Raw genomic sequence first — 20,378 nt, forward strand, 5'->3', positions numbered from 1 at the left:
CCTATGTGAACAGGTCTGGCGCGCTCGCCCGATCCAGCGCCTTGGCGAACACGGTGGGCAGGGCCGCTCGCGCCGCCTCGACCGGCATCCAGCGCCAGGGGCCATCCTCCGCCTCGCCCCGCGCCGTCATCACCGTGAGGGTCAGGCTGAAGTGGGTGAAGACGTGCTCCACCGCCCCCGCCTCGCGCCAGTCGGCCTTGATCGGCGGCTCCCCCGTCGGCGCGTCCATCGCCCACTCACTGGTCGGCAGGCCCAGCATTCCGCCCAGCAGCCCCTTGTCCGGCCGCGTCTCCACCGCGACCCGCCCCTGATCGTCGACCAACACATAGGCTTTGCCCCGCCGGTGCGGTCGATCCGCCTTCTTGGTCTTGAGCGGAAACCGCGCCGGGTCGCCGCTGACCAGACCCAGGCATTCGCTCGCCACGGGACAAGCCCCGCACGACGGCGACTTGGGCCGGCACACCGTCGCGCCCAGGTCCATCAGCGCCTGCGCCCAGTCGCCCGGCCGCTCGTCTGTGATGAACAGGCCCGCCAAACGCCTCAGCTCGGGTCGGGCGGCCGGGACCGGCGTCTCGACCGCGAACAGTCGCGCCATGACCCGCTCGACATTGCCGTCCACCACATTGGCCGCCCGATCGAAGGCGATGGAGGCCACGGCTGCGGCCGTATAGGCGCCCACCCCCGGCAGGACCAGCAAGCCGGCCTCCGTATTCGGGAAGACCCCGCCATGCTCCCCCGCAACCGCCCGCGCGCAGGCCAGCAGGTTGCGAGCGCGGGCGTAGTAGCCCAGCCCCGCCCAGGCCCCCATCACCTCCGCATCCTCGGCCGCCGCCAGGTCGCAGACCGTGGGCCAGCGCGTGGTGAAGGCGTGGAAATAGGGCGTCGCATGCGGCACCGTCGTCTGCTGCAGCATGACCTCCGACAACCAGACGCGGTAGGGCTCGGTCCGCGCCGCGCCCACGACCGCCCGCCAAGGCAGGCTCCTCGCATGGGCCTCATACCAGGCCAGCAGGTCGGATCGGATCAGGTCTATGTCGGGAGAGACGTCGGGCATCGGTCGGGCTATATAGACCCATGCGCCGCACGCTGCCCACAGATGCCGAGGTCCGCGAGATCCTGTCTCGCCGCCGCACCCGTCCGGTCCCCCGACCGGCGCCGCGCGCGGGCAAGGCCCTGACGCCGCTGATCAAGAAGCTGGACGAGCAGTTCGGACGCGGCGCCGGCGCGCTGGAGCCCCGCTGGCGCGAGATCGTCGGCGACCGTCTGGCCCGCGTCACCCGCCCCCAAAAACTGACCAAGGGCAAGGGCGGCCAGCCCGGCGTGCTGGAGCTGCGCGTCGCCGGCGCCGCCGCCCTGCTGATCCAGCATCAGTCGGAAGACATCCTGGCCCGCGTCAATCTGTTCCTCGGCGCCGGAACGGTCGATCGCCTGCGCATCGCCCAAGGGCCGGTCGCCCCGCTGAAAGAGGCCGCCTCGCGCCCCAAACGCAGCGCCAAGCCGCCGCCCCTGCCCGCCCAGGCCGAGGCCGATCTCGCCGCCTCCATCGCCTCCGCCCCCGACGATCTGCGCGCGGCGCTCGCTCGCCTGGGCCGCGTCGCCCTGTCACGTCCTAAAAGTGAAGATTGACAAAACTTCGCCGCACCTGTTCTCGACAAGTCTGGGGTGTCGTCGTTCCAGGGGAATCGCGCCACCATTCGCCAACGATCCGATCAAGGAAGTCCCATGGCCGACACTGAATCCCGCTTCGTCCGCATGAGCCGTCGTGCGGCCATCACCGGCGCCGCCCTGGCGACCATGGCTCTGGCCGCGTGCGGCGGCGGATCCAAGGGCGCGGCCGAGGGCGACATGGGTCTGGGCGCGCCGGCAGGCGCCAAGGTCACCGTGGTCGAATACGCCTCGGTCACCTGCCCCCACTGCGCGCAGTGGCAGAAGAACACCTGGCCCGCCTTCAAGGCCAAATATGTGGACACCAACAAGGTGCGCTACGTCTTCCGCGAACTGCCGACCCCGCCGGTCGACGCCGCCACCGCAGGCTTCCTGATCGCTCGCTGCGCCGGCCCGGACAAGTATTTCGACGTCGTCCACCAGTTGATGGCCACCCAGCAGGAGATGCTGACCTCGTCGCCGCGCGAGTGGCTGCTGCGCACCGCCCAGGCCGCCGGAATGTCCGAGCAGCAGTTCAACGACTGCGTCACTGACAAGGACGCCGTCGCCGCCATGGAGAAGCGCGTCCAGGCCGCCCGCACCCAGGGCGTGACCGGCACCCCGGCCTTCTACGTCAACGACACCCAGGTCATCTCGCCGGGCGGCGAAGGCGCAAGCCTGACCGACCTGTCCACCGCCATCGACGCAGCCCTGGCCAAGTAAGATGATGCGACGCGCCTTCCTCGTCCTGTCGTTCGCCGCCGCCCTGACCGCAGGTTTGGCCGCACCAGCCTACGCCGCCGATGCGCCCCCGCCCGTCACGGCCCAGGATCACGTCCTGGGCCGCGCGGATGCGCCGGTGACGGTGATCGAATACGCGTCCTTCACCTGCTCGCACTGCGCGGACTTCCACAACACGGCTCTGCCGGCCTTCAAGGCCAAATACATCGATACGGGCAAGGTCCGGCTGGTTCATCGCAACCTGCCGACCCAGCCGGCCAATCTCGCCGCCGCTGCGGCTGCAGTAGCCTTGTGCGCCGCGCCGGAACGCTACTTCGACGTGGCGGCGGTCTTCATGCGAGACCAGGCCAATCTGCGCACCACGGGGCCTCAGCCCTGGTTCGCGGCCGGCATCGCCGCCAGCGGCAAGACGCGCGAGCAGATCGAGACCTGCCTGCAAGGCCCGACCATCCGTGCTGAACTGGACGCCCAGATCACGGGCGCCAATGCGGCCGGCGTCACCGGCACGCCCACCTTCTTCGTCAACGGAACCGCAGTGACCGACCATTCGCTGGACGCCCTGTCGGCCGCCATCGACCCTCTGCTGCGCCGGTAGTCCGCCAGGGCGATGCAGTTCCAGCGCCTCCGGCTCGTCGGCTTCAAGTCGTTCGTCGACCCGGCGGAGGTGCATATCGAATCCGGCCTGACCGGCGTGGTCGGCCCCAACGGCTGCGGCAAGTCCAATGTCCTTGAGGGCCTGCGCTGGGTCATGGGGGCCAACTCGGCCAAGGCCATGCGCGGCCAGGGCATGGACGACGTCATCTTCTCCGGCGCGGCGGGTCGCCCGCCGCGCAGCCATGCCGAAGTCAGCCTGACCATCGACAATGCGCAACGCCGCGCACCCCAGCCCTTTACCGACAGTCCGGTGCTGGAGGTGTCGCGCCGCATCGACCGGGGCCAGGGCTCGACCTATCGCATCAACGGCAAGGAGGTCCGGGCGCGTGACGTGCAACTGCTGTTCGCCGACGCCTCGACCGGCGCCAACTCCCCCGCCTTGGTCCGTCAGGGCCAGATCAGCGAGCTGATCGCCGCCAAACCCCAGAACCGCCGCCGCATCCTGGAAGAGGCGGGCGGGGTCGCCGGTCTGCATACCCGCCGCCACGAAGCCGAGCTGCGACTCAAGGCGGCGGAGACCAATCTGGACAGGCTGGACGACATCGGCCGCGAGCTGGAAACGGCGCTGAACCGGCTGAAGCGTGAGGCGCGCCAGGCCGAGAAATACAAGAAGATCAGCGCCGAGATCCGCGCCCTTCAGGCCGCGCTGCTGTTCGTCCGCTGGAACGACGCCCGGTTGGCCGCCGAGGCCGCCGCCGAGGAGTTGCGCGCCGCCGATCGTGCTGTGGCCGAGACGACGACCGCCGCCGCCGCCGCACAGACCGCTGCGCTGGCCGCCCAAGAGGCGTTGAAGCCGGCGCGCGAGGAGGACGCCGTCGCCTCGGCCCTGCTGCACCGCGCCAGCCTGGAGCGCGACCGGCTCGACATGGCCGAACAGGCCGCCCGCGCCGAGGTGGACCGGCTGAAGGCCGAGAACGCCCGCATCACCGCCGATGTCGAGCGTGAAGGGAACATGGCCGCCGACGCCCAGCGCGAGCTGGACCGGCTCGACCACGAACTGACCAGACTGAAAGCCGAGATCGCCGCCGCCCCCGAACGCGGCCCAGAACTGGACAAGGCGCTGGCCGCCGCCGAGGACGCCCGCAAGGCCGCCGACGGCGAGGTCGAACGCCTGGCCGGGATGCTCGCCGCCGTCGAGGCCCGCGCCAACGCCGAGACGGCGCGCAAGCGTGACGCCGAGACACGGCTGGCGCGCGTCACCGGCCAGCACGACCAGGCCAGGCGCGAACGCGAGGCCCTGGGTCCGCTGGAAACACCCGAGCTGGAGACCGCTCGCCAGGCGCTGGAAACCGCCCAGGCCGAGCTGACCGCCGCCCGCGAGGCCGTCGAGGCGGCCGAGGCGACACGCGGCGACCTGGCCCGCACGGAGCAAGAGGCCCGCACGGCCGCCCGCGCCGCCGAGGACCGGCTCGGACGGTTGCAGACCGAGGCGCGCGGCCTGGCCCAGCTGCTGGTCACCGGCAAGCGCGACCATCCCCCCGCGCTCGACAAGGTGCGCGCCGACAAGGGTTACGAGGCCGCCCTCGCCGCCGCCCTGGGCGACGATCTGGACGCGGCGCTGGACGCTCGCGCCGCCGCCTACTGGGGCGGGGCGGACGCGCCCTCCCCGTCCTGGCCCGCCGGGGTCAAGCCCCTGTCCGACCATGTTCAGGCTCCCGAGCAACTGACCGCGCGCCTCGCCCTGTGCGGTTTCGCGTCCAAGGCCGACGCGGCCCGGCTGGCTCAAGACTTGCCTCCCGGCGCCCGCCTGGTCACGACCGAGGGCGACCTCTATCGCTGGGACGGGTTCGTCAGCCGCGCCGAGGCGCCGCGCCCCGCCGCCGTCCGCCTGGGCCAGCGCACACGCCTGGCCGAGCTGGAGGCCGAGATCGATAAGGGCAGGCCTGCGCTGGATCAGGCGCAGGCGGCCCAGAAGTCCGCCACCGACGCCTTCCGCGCCGCAGAGGAGACGGTGAAGACCGTCCGCCTGGCTCCCTTCGCCGCCGACAAGGCCGTGACCGCCTCCCGCGACCGCGTCGAGACCCTGGCCCGCGACCAGGCCCGCCGCGAAGCCCGCGCCCAGGCCCTGGACGACACTGTGACCCGACTAGCAGCCGAGGTGGCCGAAGCCGAGGCCGCGCTGGACGCCACCCAGACGACGGACGCCCCGTCCGAGACCCTGTCTGGCCTGCGCGACGACCTGACCGCCGCCCGCGCCGCCGCTGATGCGGCTCGCACCGCCGCCCAGACCGCCCGCTCGGACCGCGACGCCGAGGCCCGCGACCGCCAGGGCCGTGAACAGCGGTTGGGCAGCCTGACCCGCGCCCGCTACGGCTGGGTCACGCGGTCCAGGGACAGCGCCGCCCGCGTCGCCGCCCTGACCAAGGATGCGGAAAAGACCGCGGCCCTGCTGAAACAGGCCGAGGTCGCGCCCCAGGGCTTCGCCGAACAACGCGGCAAGCTGCTCGACACCCTGACCGCCGCCGAACAGAGGAAACAGGCCTCGTCCGACGCCATGGCCGAGGCCGAGACCGAGGCGACCGACGCCGACCGCGCCTCACGCACCGCCGAGACCGCCGCCAGCCAGGCCCGCGAGGCCCGCGCCGGCCTGTCCGCCCGCGCCGAGGCCGCCGCCGAGAAGCTGACCGAGGCCGAGACCACCCTGCGCGAGACCGCCCAGATGTCACCCGACGACCTGGGCCGTAAGCTGACCGACGACGCCATCGCCCGCCCGCCCGACGCCGCCGGCGCCGAGAGCCTGCTGTACGGGCTGGAGCGCGAGCGCGAGGCCCTGGGCGCCGTCAACCTGCGCGCCGAGGACGAGGCCCTCGAATACGGCGAGCGGCTGAACAGCATGAAGTCGGAACGGATCGACCTGACCCAGGCGATCGCCAAGCTGCGCGACGGCATCGACGAGCTGAACGCCGAGGGGCGCGAGCGGCTGGTCGCCGCCTTCGACGTCATCAACGCCAACTTCAAGAGCCTGTTCGAGGCCCTGTTCGGCGGCGGCCAGGCCGAGCTGAAACTGGTCGAGAGCGACGATCCGCTGGAGGCTGGGCTTGAGATCTACGCCTGCCCTCCCGGCAAGCGGCTGTCGGTCATGAGCCTGATGAGCGGAGGCGAGCAGGCCCTGACGGCGGCGGCTCTGATCTTCGGCGTCTTCCTGGCCAACCCGGCGCCGGTCTGCGTGCTGGACGAGGTGGACGCCCCGCTGGACGACGCCAACGTGGACCGCTTTTGCCGCATGCTGCACGAGATGCGCAGCCGCACCGACACCCGCTTCATCGTCATCACCCACAACCCCGTGACCATGAGCCGCATGGACCGCCTCTACGGCGTCACCATGCCCGAACGCGGCATGAGCCAGTTGGTCAGCGTGGACCTGCACCAGGCGGAGACCCTGGTCGCATGATCGCCCTGCTCCTGGCCCTGATCGATCCCCAACTGGTCGAGACCGGCGTCGGCCGGTTCGCCATCTACGCCGACGTCGCCTCGATCGAACGCGAGGGAGACGTGACGCGGATGCGGGAGCTGCAGGTGACCGAGGCCGGGTTCAAGGTCGGAGAGGTGACCTATGTCGGGGGTTGGTCGCGGTGGGCCTTCGACTGCCGGGCGATGACGGCTGATCGGTTGGACTTCGCCTCCTTGAGGGCGGACGGAACCGAAGGCCCGGCGACGGCCGATCCGGCCCCGGGATACGCCGCCGCGCCCGGCGGGGATGCGGCGGAGCTGCTGGCCATCGCCTGCGCGGCCGAGCGGCCCGCCGAGACCTTGTCGCTGGACGAAGCGATCAGGCGAGGACAGGCGGCTCTGGCGGATTAGCGACAACAGCTCTCCCTCCCCGCTCCGGGGAGGGTCGTCGCGCAGCGACGGGGTGGGGGCGGCCCGGCAGGGACGCAACTGCCTGATGCGAGACAGGTCAGTGGGACGTCGCCCTGCCCTCCCCACCCGGCTTCGCTCCGCTCAGCCACCCTCCCCGGCACGGGGAGGGAGAGATGCAGACCTATCTTCCCCTTGCGGCCATTCGATGCGGTCGCGTGGCAGGGCCTCGCGGCAGTCGTCGCGCATGAAGGCCATCAGCTTCTCGCGGATCTCGCAGCGCAGGTCGAAGGCGATGCCGGCCGAGCGGGCGCTGGCCAGGCAGCGGACCTGAAGCACGCGTTCGGTGATGTCGGTCACCTGCATCACCTGGACGTCGCCGTCCCAGTGTTTGGACGCCTTGACGATGGCTTCGTAAGCGGTGCGCAGCCGATCGATCGGGGCTTCGTAATCGACGTAGAAGAAGGCCACGCCGATCAGGCGGGCGTTCTCGCGCGTCCAGTTCTGGAACGGCGTGGTGATGAAATAGGACAGGGGCAGCACCATCCGGCGCCAGTCCCACAGCTTGACCACCACATAGGTGGCCGTGATCTCCTCGACATTGCCCCACTCGTTCTCGACGATGACGGCGTCGTCGAGGCGGATCGGCTGGGTCAGGGCGATCTGGATGCCGGCGACCATGTTCGTCAGGATCGGCTGAAGCGCGAGGCCCGCGATGATGCCGACGACCCCGGCCGAGGCCAGCAGGCTGACGCCCCACTGACGGAAGCCGGCGATGGTCATCAGGGCCAGCCCCACGGTGACGATGAACAACACGACCTTCGCGACCCTTTGCAGGATGCGGGTCTGGGTCAGGTGTTTCCTGGCCAGCAGATTGTCCTCGACGGCGATATTGTAGCGCTTGAGGTGCATCACCGACCACATGTCGAGCATGCCCGAGGCCAGCCAGCCCAGAGTCAGGACGAACAGGAACTGAAGGATGTTGCGGATGTCCTGAGACGGTCCGGGGTCCATCGGCGACACGGTCACGCCGATGCCGATGCCGATGATGATGATCAGGACACGCAGCTTGATCCGGGCGCGCTCGACCACGCCGCGCCAGAAGACGTCCTTGTTCCTGACCACCCGACGCAGGATGGCGAAGGCGATCTTGTGCGTCAGCCAGCCCCCGCCGACGAAGACCAGCAGAACCAGCACAACGACCGCCCATTCGGGCAGCCAGTCGAAGCGGTGCCACAGGGCGCGGATCTGGCGGGTGACGGCGATGATTTCGGGAGGCATGGGCTTCCTAACGCATCAGGGCCGAGAGGGTTGAGGTCTCCTCCCTATCGCGAAGCGATGGGGAGGTGGCGCGGCGCGTCTTCGCGCCGCGACGGAGGGGTTCTTTGCCGCATCACTGGCGCCGGTGGGACTTCAAGAGCCCCTCCACCGCTTCGCGGTCCCCCTCCCCACGATGTGGGGAGGAGACGAGGAGTCACCGCCCCGCCGTCGCCTCGACCAGATCGGCGAGGCGTTGTGCGGCGTCGGGGATGGCGACGCTGCGGGCGGCGGCGGACATGGCGGACAGTCGGGCGGGATCGGACAGGACGGCGGTCAGGGTCGAGGCCAGGCGATCGACGGTCAGGTCGTCTTCCAGAATGACCTCGGCCGCGCCGGCGTCGGTCAGGGTCTTGGCGTTCAGGCGCTGGTGGTCGTCGGTGGCGATCTTCAGCGGGATCAGGACGGACGGCAGGGCCGCGACCGCCAGTTCGGCGCAGGTGGAGGCGCCGGAGCGACCGACGACCAGATGGGCGCTGGACAGGCGTTCGGCCATGTCGCGGAAGAAGGGGGCGACCTCGGCCTCGATCCCGGCCTCCAGATAGATCTGGCGTGCGGCCTCCAGCGTCTCGGGGCGGGACTGCTGCTGCACCTTCAGGCGGCGACGCAGGGGTTCCGGCAATGCGGCGAGGGCGCGGGGCGTGGTCTCGGACAGGATGCGTGCGCCCTGACTGCCGCCCGTCACCAGCACATGGATCGGGCCGTCGTCGGCGGGGGCGACATAGGGGCGGTCGAACAGGGCGCGGATTTCGGCGCGCACCGGCGAGCCGACGACATGGGATCGGCCCTGGACCTTGGCCGGGGCCCGTTCCAGCGTCGGGAAGGACGAGGCGACCTGGCCGACATAGGGGGCCAGAATGCGGTTGGTGCGGCCCAGGACCGCGTTCTGCTCATGGATCACGGTCGGGCGCTGGGACGTGACGGCCGCGACCAGGGCCGGGGCGGACGGGTAGCCGCCGAAGCCCACGACCACGTCGGCGCCCAGCCGGTCGAAGGCCGTGCGCGCCTGGACCACGCCCTTGAAAATAGCGACGCCCGCCTTGATCAGGCCCAGCGGACCCGAGCCGGTGGCGGCGTCCAGCGCCAGCCTTTCCTCGGCAGGGAAGGCGTGGGCGTATTGCTCGCCGCGATGATCGGTCGCCAGCACCACGCGCCAGCCGCGCGCCGCCATCTCGCGCGCCAGGGCCTCGGCCGGGAACATATGGCCGCCGGTGCCGCCGGCGGCGACGACGCAGAGCTTGGTCATGGGGCGGGCTCCGAAAAAAGAGGGTCTGAATAGTGCAATTCGTCTGAAACTCAGACGGCGAGGGCGCGAAAAACACCGTCTGAATAGTGCACTTCGTCTGAAATCCGTGGCGGACGGGTGGGGTCGAGGATGCGTCGGCGACAGGATCGCACGGTTTTGGGGTGTGGGCAGGAGAAAGCGGCTGGTCGGTGTTAAGCAGTTGGGATCGTTCGGGTGTTTGTTTGAGAGAACGTTAGATGCCCCCTTCTTTCGTCATCCTCCGGCAAGCCGCGTTTTCGCGGCGCAGACCGGGGGAGCCAGCGGCGCCGAAGGCGATGCGTCCGCCTCACGATGCTGAGGAATTCACTCCGCGACAGGTTCGCGCTCTCGCGCGCCGCTGGCTCCCCCGGTCGCTTCGCGCCGGAGGATGACGAAAGGAAGTTAGAGCAACCGCCGCCGTCTGCCCGGCAGGCTGGCGCCGGGTTCGTAGGCGCCGGGGCGGCGCCGCGTCAGGGCCAGGGCGAAGCCCATGGTCAGGCCCATGGCCAGCATGGACGAGCCGCCGTAGCTGATGAAGGGCAGCGTCATGCCCTTGGTCGGGATCAGGTTCAGGTTCACCGCCACATTGATGCAGGCCTGCAAGCCGATCAGCATGAACAGGCCCGCCGCCGCCGTCTGTTCGAACGAGTCGGTCAGCTTCATCGCCCGGCGCATGCCCCGGATGACGATGAAGGCGTAGAGGCCGATCATGATCAGGCTGAGGATCAGGCCGAACTCCTCGGCGCCGACGGAATAGATGAAGTCAGTGTGCAGGTCGGGCACCCGGCGTTTCATCACGCCCTCGCCGATGCCGCGCCCCAGAAGGCCGCCGGCGCGGATGGCCTCGGACGCGCTGTCGATCTGGTGGGTGTCGGTGGTCTCGGGCGAGAAGAAGCGGCTCAGGCGGTCGCGCATGTGGCCGAAGACGAAATACAGCGACACCAGTCCCGCCATGCCCGCGCTGGCCAGCACCGCCATCCACTTGAACGGCACCCCCGCCATGAAGAAGACGGCCATGAAGGTGGTGGTGATCAGCAGGGTCTGGCCGATGTCGGGCTGGATCAGCAGCAGAGAGACCGTCAGGGCGTAGAAGCCGAAGGCGATGGTGACGCCGGGCACCCCCTGCCCCTTCTGCGCCTCGGCGAACATCCAGGCGGCGAAGACGATCAGGCCGGGCTTGGCGAACTCGGACGGTTGCAGGCTGAACGGGCCGAAGTTCACCCAGCGGGCGGCCCCCTTCACCGTGTCGCCGATGAACGGCAGGGCCATCATCACCAGGATGGCGCCGAACAGGGCCAGGACCGCGATGCGGCGCACCCCGCGCGGCGACAGCAGCGAACTGGTCAGCATCAGGCTGAGGCCCAGGCCCGAGAAGACCATCATCCGCCAGGAATAGTGGAAGGGATCGGTGATCGATTCATCGGCTAAAATGGCGGCCGGGCTGGAGGCGAAGCTGAGCGCCACTCCCAGGCCCATCAGCGCCAGGGCCGCGCCCAGCAGGCCGCGATCCACGGTCCAGAACCACTGGGCGACGTGGCTCTGGTCGTTGCGCGAGAAGGCGGGGGTGTAGGGGGCGCTCATGACGCGGTTTCCGGGACGGCCCCGAGGGCCAGGACGGCGGCGCGGAAGGCTTCGCCCCGCGCCTCGAAGTCGGGATACTGGTCGAAACTGGCGCAGGCGGGGGACAGGAGGACGATCTGGTCGCCGCCTGCGGATGCGGCGTCGGCAGATGCGGCGGCCACGGCGGCGTCCAGGGTTTCTGCGATGACGTGGGGGGTGTCAGCCAGGGTGGCGGCGAAGGCCTCGGCCGCCTCTCCGATCAGATAGGCCTTGGTCACGCGGGGGAAGAGGTCGGCCAAGTCGTCGATGCCGCCGGCCTTTGGCACGCCGCCGGCGATCCAGAAGACGCGGGGGTAAGACGACAGGGCCTGACGCGCGGCGTCGGCGTTGGTGGCCTTGGAATCGTTGATGAAGCGGACCGGGCCAAGGCGGCCGACGGCCTCCATGCGGTGGGCCAGGCCGGGGAAGGACAGCAGACCGGCGACGGCGGCGTCGTGGGAGACGCCCAAGGCGCGGGCGGTCGCATAGGCGAAGGCGGCGTTCTGGGCGTTGTGACGGCCGGGGAGCGAGCGGGCGGCGGTGAGGTCGACGATGCGTTCGCCGTTCTTCAGAACCGCGCCGGGCTGCGCGACATAGCCTTCTCCCCTTGGGGGAGAAGGTGAGCCCGAAGGGCTCGGATGAGGGGGTGGTTCCGTCGCACTGCTGGCGAGAGCGGTCTCGGGTCCGGCAGCCCCCTCATCCGTCTCGCTGCGCGAGCCACCTTCTCCCCCGAGGGGAGAAGGGAGCGTGGAGATCGTTATGACGCTCTGGGACAGTTGGGATGCGATTCCCTGCCCCCAGCTTTCATCCACGCCGACCAAAGCCACCGCGCCCGGTTCCTGGGCCGCGAAGATCCGCGCCTTGGCCGCGACATAGGCTTCCATGCCGCCGTGGCGGTCCAGGTGGTCGGGCGAGATGTTGGTCAGGATGGCGACATCGGGGGCGAAGGTCGTGGTCAGGTCCAGCTGGTAGCTGGAGACCTCGATCACATAGACGGCGTCGGGCGTCGGGGCCGGCAGGGCCAGGACGCCGATGCCGATGTTGCCGCCGACATGGACCGTCAGCCCCGCCGACTTCAGCACCCAGCCGATCAGGGCGGTGGTGGTGGACTTGCCGTTGGTGCCGGTGATGGCGACGACGCGGGGGCGCTGGTCCTTTGGCAGGGCGGCGATGGCGCGGGCGAACAGTTCGACGTCGCCGATGACGGGGGCGCCGGCCTCGCGCGCCTTGTCGACGCTCCAATGCGGTTTTGGATGGGTCAGGGGCGCCCCGGGCGACAGGACCAGGGCGGCGAAGCCCGACCAGTCGGCCGTGGTCAGGTCTTCGACCGTGAAGCCTTCGGCTTCGGCCTGCATCCGGCCCGAGACGCCGTCGTCCCACAGTATGGGGATGGCCCCGCCGGCCTGGAGCGCGCGCGCGGCCGTGATCCCCGACCGTCCCAGGCCGAAGACCGCGACCCGCCTGCCCTCATACCCAGGAACGGGGATCATCGGATCAGCGCAGCTTCAGCGTGGAGAGGCCCAAGAGTGCCAGGGCGCCGGCGATGATCCAGAAGCGGATGACGACGGTGGATTCCGGCCAGCCCATCTTTTCGAAATGGTGGTGGACCGGCGCCATCAGGAAGATGCGTTTCTTGGTCAGCTTGTAATAGCCGACCTGGATCATGACCGAGGCGGCCTCGGCGACGAACAGGCCGCCGACGATGCCCAGCACCAGCTCGTGCTTGGTGGTGACGGCGATGGCGCCCAGGGCGCCGCCCAGGGCCAGCGAGCCGGTGTCGCCCATGAATATCTTGGCCGGAGGGGCGTTGTACCAGAGGAAGCCCGCGCCGCCGCCGATCATGGCCGCGCAGAAGATGGCCAGTTCGCCGGCGCCGGGCACGTGGTGGACCTGAAGATACTGGGCGAAGACGAAGTTGCCGGCGAGGTAGGAGATCACCCCGAACGCGCCCGCCGCCATCATCACCGGCACGGTCGCCAGGCCGTCCAGACCGTCGGTCAGGTTCACCGCATTGGAGAAGCCGACGATGGTGAAGGCCGCGAACGCCACATAGAACCAGCCGATGTTCAGCAACACGGCCTTGAAGAACGGAAACGCGATCGAGGTCTCAAGCCCCGGCGAGGTGGGCGACACGGTCATCCACAGCACGGTCAGGACGCCGGCGACGACGGCGACGACCGTCTGGGCCAAGAGCTTCTGTTTCGAGGTCAGGCCGGCCGAGGTCTGTTTGGTCACCTTGGCGTAGTCGTCGATGAAGCCCAGCACGCCGAAGGCCGCCGTCACGAAGCTGACGATCCAGATATAGGGATTGGTCAGGTCGCCCCACAGGAAGACCGCCACGCCGATGCCGGCCAGGATCATCAGCCCGCCCATGGTGGGGGTGCCGACCTTGGACAGGTGCGAAACGGGGCCGTCGTCGCGGATCGGCTGCCCCCGGCCCTGTTTGGTGCGGATCCAGTTGATGAAGCGGCTGCCCATGGCGACGGCGACGATCATGGCCGTGGCCATGGCCAGGGCGACGCGCACGGTCTGGTACTGGACCAGGTTCAGCAGCGGATACTGGTGCGCCACGTCGGCGTAATAGAGATACAGAAGATAGAACATGTTTTTTCCCTACCGCAACGCGCGCGGCGCGTCGCTGCTTGAGGGGACGCCTTCGGCGCTGTTGAGGTTCGCCAGCGCCTTGGCCACCAGCGAGGCCTTGGACCCGTTCGAGCCCTTGACCATGACGACGTCGCCGGGCGCGACCAGCAGGTGAGCCTCGGTCGCCAGTTCCGCCGCCGTCGCGCGCCAGACGCCGCGTCGCGAGGCCGGAAGGGCGTCATAGAGCCAGCGCATCTCGGGACCGGCGGCGTGGACCAGGTCCAGCCCGGCGGCGTCGATGGGGCCGGCGAGGCCCTCGTGCAGGTCGCGGCTCTGGTCGCCCAGTTCCAGCATGTCGGTCAGAACGACGATGCGGCGGCCCGATGTGGCGCGCGCGCCCAGGGTCTTGAACCCGGCGGCCATGGACAGCGGATTGGCGTTATAGCTTTCGTCGATCAGGGTGAAGGCGCCTTCGGGCGTCGTGACCGTGCTGGTTTGGCCGCGACCGGCCAACGGCTGGAAGCCGGCGAGGGCCTCAAGCCCCGTGTCCAGCGTCACGTCCAGCGCGTCGAGCATCAGCAGGACGCACAGGCTGTTCAGGCCCCAGTGGGCGCCGGACTGGGCCAGGCGATAGTCGATGCGGCGACCGAACAGTTCGGCCGCCACCGAGGCGCCCTCGGCGTCCGCGTGGAAGTCCAGCAGGCGGGCGTCATGACCGGCGTCCGAGCCGAAGGTCAGCAAGCGCGCCCCGACGGCCTGGGCCGCGTCACGCAGCACGTCGGAGAAGGCCGCGTCGCCGTTCGCCACGGCCGCGCCGCCGGGAACCAGGCCCTGGAAGATAGTCGCTTTTTCGCGCGCGACGCCGGCCTCGCCGTCGGCGAAGGCCTCGATATGGACCGGGCCGACCGTGGTGACGCAAGCGGCGTGGGGGGCGACGAAGCGCGACAGGGGCGCGATCTCGCCTGGCGCATTCATGCCGATCTCGAACACGGCGCGCCGGGTCTCGACCGGCATCCGGGCCAGGGTCAGGGGCACGCCGATGTGGTTGTTGTAGCTCTTGATCGATCCGTGCGCGGGACCAGCCAGATCGAGGCCGGCCTTGATGGCTTGCGTGACGCTGGTCTTGCCGACGCTGCCGGTGACCGCGCCGCGCTTCACATGGGGCGCGCGCTCGCGGGAGGCGACGCCGAGGGCTTCCAGACCGTGCAGCGTATCGGAGACGACGACATGGGGGCCGCCCTCGACCGGGTGTTCGACCAGAGCGGTCGCGGCGCCGGCGGCAAAGGCGTCGCCTGTGAACTCATGTCCGTCGCGTGCGCCCTTCAGCGCCAGGAACAGGTCGCCGGGGACGATCTCGCGGCTGTTGTAGGTCACGCCCGTGATCGGGCGGTCGTCGCCATGCAGCACGCCGCCCGTGGCGGCGGCGACTTCGGCGGCCGTCCAGAGCGGGCGGGCGGATGTATCAGGCATTCAACGACAGGGCCTCGGACGCGACGGTGGCGTCGTCGAAGGGGTGGGTCACGCCCGCGACGATCTGCCCCTGTTCATGCCCTTTTCCGGCGATGACCACCACATCCCCGTCACGCATCATTTCCACGGCGGCCTCGATGGCCGCGCGTCGGTCGCCGATTTCGAGGCCGTCGGGGCAACCGGCACGGACCTGGGCGCGGATGGCGGCGGGGTCTTCCGAACGCGGATTGTCATCGGTGACGATGGCGACGTCGGCCAGACGTCCGGCGATGGACCCCATCAGGGGTCGCTTGCCGCGATCCCGGTCGCCGCCGGCGCCGAAGACCACGATCAGACGGCCGGTCGCGTGGGGACGCAGCGCGTTCAGCACCGTCTCAAGCCCGTCAGGGGTGTGGGCGTAATCGACATAGACCTCGCCGCGCCCTGTCTCGGCCCCGCCGATGCGTTGCAGGCGGCCTTGGGCGCCCGTCAGGCCTTCCAGGGCGGCGATCACGGCGTCGGCGGGATCGCCGGCCGCGATGCACAGACCCGCCGCCACCAGGGCGTTCGAGGCCTGGAAGGCGCCGGCGAGCGGCAGCAGGATCTCATGCACCTGGCCGCGCACGTCCAGGGTCAGGCGCTGGCCCTCCGGCGTGGCGCGGCGGCCGATCAGGGCCAGGTCGCGCCCGCGCTCGCCCACCCCCATCACGCCCAGGCCCGCCATGATCGAGGCCGAGGCGAAGGCCGAATAGGCGTCGGAATCTGCGTTCAACACGGCGGTGCGGCCGCGCGGCAGCAGGGTCTCGAAAAGGCGCATCTTGGCGGCGCGATAGTCCTCCATCGTGCCGTGATAATCGAGGTGGTCCTGGGTCAGGTTGGTGAAGGCGGCGGCCTTCAGCGCCACCCCGTCCAGACGGCGCTGGTCGATGCCGTGAGACGAGGCCTCCAGCGCGACATGGGTCACGTCCTTGGCGGCCAGCTCGGCCATCAAGCGGGCGGCCTCGGCGGCGTCGGGGCTGGTCAGGCCGGGGCCGGTCAGGGCGTAGGTCTTGTCGCCCTTCTGGCCGATGACGCCCAGGGTGCCCATGCTGGCGGACTTGTGGCCGACGCCGGCCCAGATCTGGCGGCAGAAGGTGGCGACCGAAGTCTTGCCGTTGGTGCCGGTGACGGCGACGCAGGTCTTGGGCTGAACGCCGTAGAAGCCGCGCGCGGCGATGGCGTAGGCCCGGCGTACGTCCCCCGAGGTGACCAGGACCGGCGCGGCGCCGTCCGGCGTATCGGTCGGGGCCAGGACCGCAGCGGCTCCTTGCGCCAAGGCCTGCGGGATGAAGGCGCGGCCGTCGGCGGCCGTGCCCGGCAGGGCGACGAACAGGGCGCCGGGGGCGACCTTGCGGCTGTCGGCGGTCACGCCGGTGATGATGGGATCGCTGGACACGTCGCGGCGCAACAGGTCGGACAGGTGAAGGGCGCTCACAGGCCGTCCCCCGCCACGTCTTGGTATTCCGGCACTTTTTCGCCCAGGGCCGTGCGCCAGCGATCCTCGCGGCGTTCGACGCCCAGGAAGCCGGCGATGCGGTCGGCGATGTTCTTCACGGCCGGCGCGGCGACATAGGCGCCGGTCTTGGGATAGGTCCCCGGCTCGTCCATGACGATCAGGATGGCGTAGCGTTTGCCGTTCAGCGGGCCGTCGACCGGGAAGACCGCCGCGAACGAACCGAGCGCGTGGCTGGGATCGTAGCGACCGTTGACCAGCTTATTGGCCGAGCCGGTCTTGCCCCCGACCCGCAGACCCGGCGCATCGGCGAACCCGCCCGAACCCTTGACGACGTTGCGACGCAGCAGGTCCAGAATGGTGCGCGAGGTCTCTTCGGTGACGACCTGCTGGGGCTGGGCGCCGCGCGCGCCGCCCTTGCGCAGGCTCAGCGGGATCATCCGCCCGCCGTTGGTCAGGGCGCCCATGGCCTGAACCATCTGGGCCGGGGTGATCATGATGCCGTAGCCGAACGACAGGGAGGCCAGGGTCGAGTTGTCCCAACGACGCGGCACGACCGGCTTGGCCGATTCCTTCAGCTCGATGGTCGAGGCGTCCAGCAGGCCCAGGCGGCGGAAATAATCCCGCATCGTGTCCGGCCCCATCTGCACCGCCAGTTGCGAGGTGCCGATGTTGGACGAGTGCAGATAGACTTCTTCCAGGGTCATCACGCGGTTCTGGGCGTGGAAGTCCTTGATCTTGCGGTCGCCGATCTGGAAGGCCTGGGAGGCGTCGAACAGGGTGTTCATGTCGGCCCGGCCGGTGTCGAGACCGGCGGCGACGGTGAAGGTCTTGAACACCGAACCCATCTCGTAGTGACCCGAGACGGCGCGGTTCAGCGTCGCGCCATCCGGTGCGGCGTTGCGATTGGACGAGTTGAAGGTCGGCCAGCTGGCCATGCCCAGAACCTCGCCGGTCTGGACATCGGTGACGATGCCCACGGCGCCCTTGGCCTGGGCCTTGATGGCGGCGGCGGCCAGTTCGTTTTCCAGCACGCCCTGAACGCGCAGGTCGATGGACAGGGGGAAGCTTTCGCCCCGCTGGCCCGCCGCGCGGATTTCGTCGTTGAAGGCCAGCTCGGCGCCGGACACGCCCCGCCCGCCCGTGTCGGCGTCGCCGATCAGGTGAACCGCCGAGGTTCCCAGCGGATAGGCGCGACGGTCTTCGGGTTCGAACGTGACGCCGCCCAGGGCCAGGTCATGGACGGCGGCCTTTTCCTGGGGCGTCAGGCCGGTCAGGGCGATCAGGCGGCGTTCGCCGCCCAGCACGCGCTTCAGCCGCTCGGCGGAGATGCGCGGCAGGGCGCGGCGGATCTGGCGATAGGCCAGGTCGCGATCCCAGATTTCGGCCGGATCGATATAGAGGCCGTAGTGGATGATGTTGGTGGCCAGCAGTTCGCCGTTGCGATCCGTCAGGTCGCCGCGCACCAGGGCGTTCGGATTGATACCCGAGCCGCGCCCGTTCGCCTCTGCAATCAGGGCCTTGTACGAGGCGCCGATGGCCAGGGCGCCGAAGACGCAGGAGAAGACGATCAGGATCAGGAAGATGCGGACGCGCGTATCCTCTTCCGGCCGGGCATCGGCGCGGGCGCGTTCGAACCCGTGCTCCAGACGCCAGACGGTTTCCGAAAGCCAGCGCCAGAAGGGCGACAGCCGGCCCTGAAGATCGACGCCGGGCGCGGGGCGGTGATAGCGGTGGTCCTGAACGCTCATCGCACCGTCTCCGGCGCGGGGGCGGCGTCGTCTGCGACGGCGGGGGCCGCAGCGGGGGCGACGGCGGGATGAGCCGGTGCGGTCGGGACCGGCATGGGTTTCAGCTCGGTCAGCTGGGCTTCCTTGGCCTGACGATGCACGTCCACCGGAGCCATGCCGATCTGGCGCGACAGGCTTTCCAGCCGGGCGGGTTGTTCCAGGCGGGCGACCTCGGCGCGCAGCAGGCGGACGCGCTGGCCGTTCTCGCGGATATCCTGTTCCAGCTGGGCGATGCGGCTGCTCTCGCGCGCCGCCGCGGCCTTGGCCGCATAGACGGACACGATCATGATCGCGACCAGGGCCACGCCGATGATCTCGATCCAGCGCACGCCGCGCACCTTCCAGTCGAACAGACGCTGAAGGGCGGTGCGGGAATAGGTGAAGAAGGGCGCCGTGGTCATGCGGCCACTCCCCCACCGATCTTGCCCCAGGCCGGGGCGTCGGTGCGGACGGCGGCGCGCAGCTTGGCCGAGCGGGCGCGGGGATTGGTCGAGCGTTCTTCGTCGCCGGCCTCGCGCGCGCCCTTGAACTGAAGCGTGAAGCTGGGCTTGCGCGGATCGACGGCCATGGGGGCGTGACGCGAGCCGGCGGGGCTGTTGCCCGTGCGCTCGGTCATGAAGGCCTTTACGATGCGGTCTTCCAGCGAATGGAAGGTGACGACGGCGAGACGGCCGCCGGGGGCCAGGGTCGCCTCGGCGGCCTCCAGCCCGCGCTCCAGCTCGCCCAGTTCGTCGTTCACCGCGATGCGCAGGGCCTGAAAGACCCGTGTCGCCGGATGGATGGGCGCGCCGCGACGGCCGCCCAGGGCTTTCTCGACCACCTCGGCCAGATCCAGGGTGCGGGTGAACGGCTGTTCGACGCGGCGGCGCAGGATGGCGGTCGCGACGCGGCCCGACTGACGCTCTTCGCCATACAGTTTGAAGATGTGGGCCAGGGGACCGTGGTCCCAGGTGTTGACGACGTCGGCCGCGGTCGCCCCGTCGTCGGACATGCGCATGTCCAGCGGCCCGTCGCGCATGAAGGAGAAGCCGCGCTCGGCCTGGTCCAGTTGCATCGACGAGACGCCGATGTCGAACACGGCGCCGTCCAGCCTGGCCTTGCCGCTGTCGGCGAATGCACTGGTCAGACCCGAGAAGGGCGTGCGGATCAGCTGGAACTGGCCGGGGAAGTCATGGGCGACGGCGTCGGCGTGCGGCTGGACCGTCGGATCGCGATCCAGGCCGATGACCTGGGCACCCGTCTTCAGGATGGCGCGGGTATAGCCGCCGGCGCCGAAGGTGGCGTCGATCACGACATCGCCGGGCGCAGGCGCCAGGGCCTGGATCACCTCGGCCAGCAAGACGGGGGCGTGTGGGGCTTCAGCGTGGGGGGTCACGATCCGCCTCCCGCCAGCTTCATCTGGGCCGCCAGTTTCAGGGCGCCGATCTGGGCCATGCCGGCCTTGGCCAGGGCGCGCTGCTCGGCGCGGCGAGCGGCCCACTTCTCGCGCGACCAGATCTGGAACCGGTCGTTCAGGCCGACGATGACGACGGTGTCCTCCAGGCCCGCTTCAGAGCAAAGCGCTTCGGGCAGTGTGATGCGACCGCCGGAATCATAGGCCAGGCGCACCTGCTCGCCCATCACCTGCCACTCCAGCGCCGAACGCTCTTCGGAGCCGAACGGCAGGGCCTCGATCATCTCGGCATAGACGGCGAACAGGCGGTCGCCGCCCGCTTCCAGGCAGTCCGCTTCGATGGAGGGGAAGATGAAGACGCCGCCGGCTGCGCCGTTTTCGGTCGTGCGAAAATCGTTGGGGATGAGGAGACGGCGCTTGCCGTCCAGCTGCTTCTCGTAGGTCGAGAGAAACACGCCCTGTCCAATCGAGCCTTTCGGCCCGCCCCTAGATGCCCTGACGAACGCCCGCCGCGCCCGTCTCTCAGCCCCAAATCTTGATTGTGGGATAGCATGGGATCAGATGGGCCTCAATGGGATCGAAGCCAAGATTTAACCATGTTTTGACGTGTGACGACTTAAGCACGCTCGAAGCGTCGGAACATACACGGAACAG

At 69.8% G+C, this 20,378-nt stretch carries 18 protein-coding genes; 6 read left to right on the forward strand and 12 right to left on the reverse strand.

Annotation, left to right across the window (positions count from 1 at the left end; genetic code table 11):
* Window position 1: 1 nt before the first annotated feature.
* Entirely contained in the window at window positions 2-1,054 is a 1,053-nt protein-coding gene (mutY, locus tag WC597_RS10055) for an A/G-specific adenine glycosylase (RefSeq protein WP_372693193.1), read from the reverse strand.
* 20 nt (window positions 1,055-1,074) lie between these two features.
* Here mutY and WC597_RS10060 point away from each other — a divergent pair, with 20 nt between their 5' ends.
* The 5 genes from WC597_RS10060 to WC597_RS10080 all read left to right on the forward strand — a co-directional run bounded on the left by WC597_RS10060 (window position 1,075) and on the right by WC597_RS10080 (window position 6,840).
* A complete protein-coding gene (locus WC597_RS10060; protein ID WP_372693194.1) occupies window positions 1,075-1,626 on the forward strand; it encodes a DUF721 domain-containing protein in 552 nt (183 codons plus the stop codon).
* Between the two features lie 96 nt (window positions 1,627-1,722).
* On the forward strand, window positions 1,723-2,367 hold the full coding sequence (locus WC597_RS10065; protein WP_372693195.1) for a DsbA family protein: 645 nt from the start codon (window positions 1,723-1,725) through the stop codon (window positions 2,365-2,367).
* 1 nt (window position 2,368) lies between these two features.
* On the forward strand, window positions 2,369-2,980 hold the full coding sequence (locus tag WC597_RS10070; protein WP_372693196.1) for a thioredoxin domain-containing protein: 612 nt from the start codon (window positions 2,369-2,371) through the stop codon (window positions 2,978-2,980).
* 12 nt (window positions 2,981-2,992) lie between these two features.
* A complete protein-coding gene (smc, locus tag WC597_RS10075) occupies window positions 2,993-6,430 on the forward strand; it encodes a chromosome segregation protein SMC (protein ID WP_372693197.1) in 3,438 nt (1,145 codons plus the stop codon).
* A complete protein-coding gene (locus tag WC597_RS10080) occupies window positions 6,427-6,840 on the forward strand; it encodes a surface-adhesin E family protein (protein ID WP_372693198.1) in 414 nt (137 codons plus the stop codon). The genes smc and WC597_RS10080 overlap by 4 nt, the downstream gene beginning before the upstream one ends.
* Before the next feature lie 141 nt (window positions 6,841-6,981).
* Here the strand turns inward: WC597_RS10080 and WC597_RS10085 are convergent, their stop codons facing one another.
* From WC597_RS10085 to WC597_RS10135, 11 genes are all read right to left on the reverse strand, one after another.
* Window positions 6,982-8,118, reverse strand: a complete 1,137-nt coding sequence (locus tag WC597_RS10085; RefSeq protein WP_372693199.1) for a mechanosensitive ion channel family protein — start codon at window positions 8,116-8,118, stop codon at window positions 6,982-6,984.
* Window positions 8,119-8,311: 193 nt separating this feature from the next.
* Window positions 8,312-9,400: an undecaprenyldiphospho-muramoylpentapeptide beta-N-acetylglucosaminyltransferase gene (gene murG, locus WC597_RS10090; RefSeq protein WP_372693200.1), complete on the reverse strand. Its 1,089-nt coding sequence runs from the start codon at window positions 9,398-9,400 to the stop codon at window positions 8,312-8,314.
* Between the two features lie 420 nt (window positions 9,401-9,820).
* Window positions 9,821-10,999 carry a putative peptidoglycan glycosyltransferase FtsW gene (locus WC597_RS10095; RefSeq protein WP_372693201.1) on the reverse strand — a complete coding sequence of 393 codons (1,179 nt, stop codon included), beginning with the start codon at window positions 10,997-10,999 and terminating at the stop codon, window positions 9,821-9,823.
* Window positions 10,996-12,507, reverse strand: a complete 1,512-nt coding sequence (gene murD, locus WC597_RS10100; protein WP_372693202.1) for a Mur ligase family protein — start codon at window positions 12,505-12,507, stop codon at window positions 10,996-10,998. Before murD ends, WC597_RS10095 begins: the two co-directional genes overlap by 4 nt.
* Before the next feature lie 4 nt (window positions 12,508-12,511).
* Window positions 12,512-13,621: a phospho-N-acetylmuramoyl-pentapeptide-transferase gene (mraY, locus tag WC597_RS10105; protein ID WP_159849636.1), complete on the reverse strand. Its 1,110-nt coding sequence runs from the start codon at window positions 13,619-13,621 to the stop codon at window positions 12,512-12,514.
* Window positions 13,622-13,630: 9 nt separating this feature from the next.
* A complete protein-coding gene (murF, locus tag WC597_RS10110; protein ID WP_372693203.1) occupies window positions 13,631-15,070 on the reverse strand; it encodes a UDP-N-acetylmuramoyl-tripeptide--D-alanyl-D-alanine ligase in 1,440 nt (479 codons plus the stop codon).
* Window positions 15,063-16,523: a UDP-N-acetylmuramoyl-L-alanyl-D-glutamate--2,6-diaminopimelate ligase gene (locus WC597_RS10115; RefSeq protein WP_372693204.1), complete on the reverse strand. Its 1,461-nt coding sequence runs from the start codon at window positions 16,521-16,523 to the stop codon at window positions 15,063-15,065. The genes murF and WC597_RS10115 overlap by 8 nt, the downstream gene beginning before the upstream one ends.
* On the reverse strand, window positions 16,520-18,292 hold the full coding sequence (locus WC597_RS10120; RefSeq protein WP_372693205.1) for a peptidoglycan D,D-transpeptidase FtsI family protein: 1,773 nt from the start codon (window positions 18,290-18,292) through the stop codon (window positions 16,520-16,522). Before WC597_RS10120 ends, WC597_RS10115 begins: the two co-directional genes overlap by 4 nt.
* Window positions 18,289-18,732: a cell division protein gene (locus tag WC597_RS10125; protein ID WP_372693206.1), complete on the reverse strand. Its 444-nt coding sequence runs from the start codon at window positions 18,730-18,732 to the stop codon at window positions 18,289-18,291. Before WC597_RS10125 ends, WC597_RS10120 begins: the two co-directional genes overlap by 4 nt.
* Complete coding sequence (gene rsmH / locus WC597_RS10130; protein WP_372693207.1) at window positions 18,729-19,706, reverse strand: 16S rRNA (cytosine(1402)-N(4))-methyltransferase RsmH; 978 nt, start codon at window positions 19,704-19,706, stop codon at window positions 18,729-18,731. The genes WC597_RS10125 and rsmH overlap by 4 nt, the downstream gene beginning before the upstream one ends.
* Window positions 19,703-19,951 carry a division/cell wall cluster transcriptional repressor MraZ gene (locus WC597_RS10135; RefSeq protein WP_372693222.1) on the reverse strand — a complete coding sequence of 83 codons (249 nt, stop codon included), beginning with the start codon at window positions 19,949-19,951 and terminating at the stop codon, window positions 19,703-19,705. Before WC597_RS10135 ends, rsmH begins: the two co-directional genes overlap by 4 nt.
* Here WC597_RS10135 and WC597_RS10140 point away from each other — a divergent pair.
* On the forward strand, window positions 19,950-20,018 hold the full coding sequence (locus WC597_RS10140) for a hypothetical protein (protein WP_350224835.1): 69 nt from the start codon (window positions 19,950-19,952) through the stop codon (window positions 20,016-20,018). The genes WC597_RS10135 and WC597_RS10140 overlap by 2 nt on opposite strands.
* Window positions 20,019-20,378 lie beyond the last annotated feature (360 nt).

The organism is Brevundimonas sp., from assembly GCF_041648115.1.
Classification (GTDB): domain Bacteria; phylum Pseudomonadota; class Alphaproteobacteria; order Caulobacterales; family Caulobacteraceae; genus Brevundimonas.

Bases quoted from the DNA above. Each gene is read 5' to 3' on its own strand.
- mutY (WP_372693193.1), bottom strand. From the start codon at position 1,054: ATGCCCGACGTCTCTCCCGACATAGACCTGATCCGATCCGACCTGCTG.
- WC597_RS10060 (WP_372693194.1), top strand. From the start codon at position 1,075: ATGCGCCGCACGCTGCCCACAGATGCCGAGGTCCGCGAGATCCTGTCT.
- WC597_RS10065 (WP_372693195.1), top strand. From the start codon at position 1,723: ATGGCCGACACTGAATCCCGCTTCGTCCGCATGAGCCGTCGTGCGGCC.
- WC597_RS10070 (WP_372693196.1), top strand. From the start codon at position 2,369: ATGATGCGACGCGCCTTCCTCGTCCTGTCGTTCGCCGCCGCCCTGACC.
- smc (WP_372693197.1), top strand. From the start codon at position 2,993: ATGCAGTTCCAGCGCCTCCGGCTCGTCGGCTTCAAGTCGTTCGTCGAC.
- WC597_RS10080 (WP_372693198.1), top strand. From the start codon at position 6,427: ATGATCGCCCTGCTCCTGGCCCTGATCGATCCCCAACTGGTCGAGACC.
- WC597_RS10085 (WP_372693199.1), bottom strand. From the start codon at position 8,118: ATGCCTCCCGAAATCATCGCCGTCACCCGCCAGATCCGCGCCCTGTGG.
- murG (WP_372693200.1), bottom strand. From the start codon at position 9,400: ATGACCAAGCTCTGCGTCGTCGCCGCCGGCGGCACCGGCGGCCATATG.
- WC597_RS10095 (WP_372693201.1), bottom strand. From the start codon at position 10,999: ATGAGCGCCCCCTACACCCCCGCCTTCTCGCGCAACGACCAGAGCCAC.
- murD (WP_372693202.1), bottom strand. From the start codon at position 12,507: ATGATCCCCGTTCCTGGGTATGAGGGCAGGCGGGTCGCGGTCTTCGGC.
- mraY (WP_159849636.1), bottom strand. From the start codon at position 13,621: ATGTTCTATCTTCTGTATCTCTATTACGCCGACGTGGCGCACCAGTAT.
- murF (WP_372693203.1), bottom strand. From the start codon at position 15,070: ATGCCTGATACATCCGCCCGCCCGCTCTGGACGGCCGCCGAAGTCGCC.
- WC597_RS10120 (WP_372693205.1), bottom strand. From the start codon at position 18,292: ATGAGCGTTCAGGACCACCGCTATCACCGCCCCGCGCCCGGCGTCGAT.
- WC597_RS10125 (WP_372693206.1), bottom strand. From the start codon at position 18,732: ATGACCACGGCGCCCTTCTTCACCTATTCCCGCACCGCCCTTCAGCGT.
- WC597_RS10135 (WP_372693222.1), bottom strand. From the start codon at position 19,951: ATGGGCGAGCAGGTGCGCCTGGCCTATGATTCCGGCGGTCGCATCACA.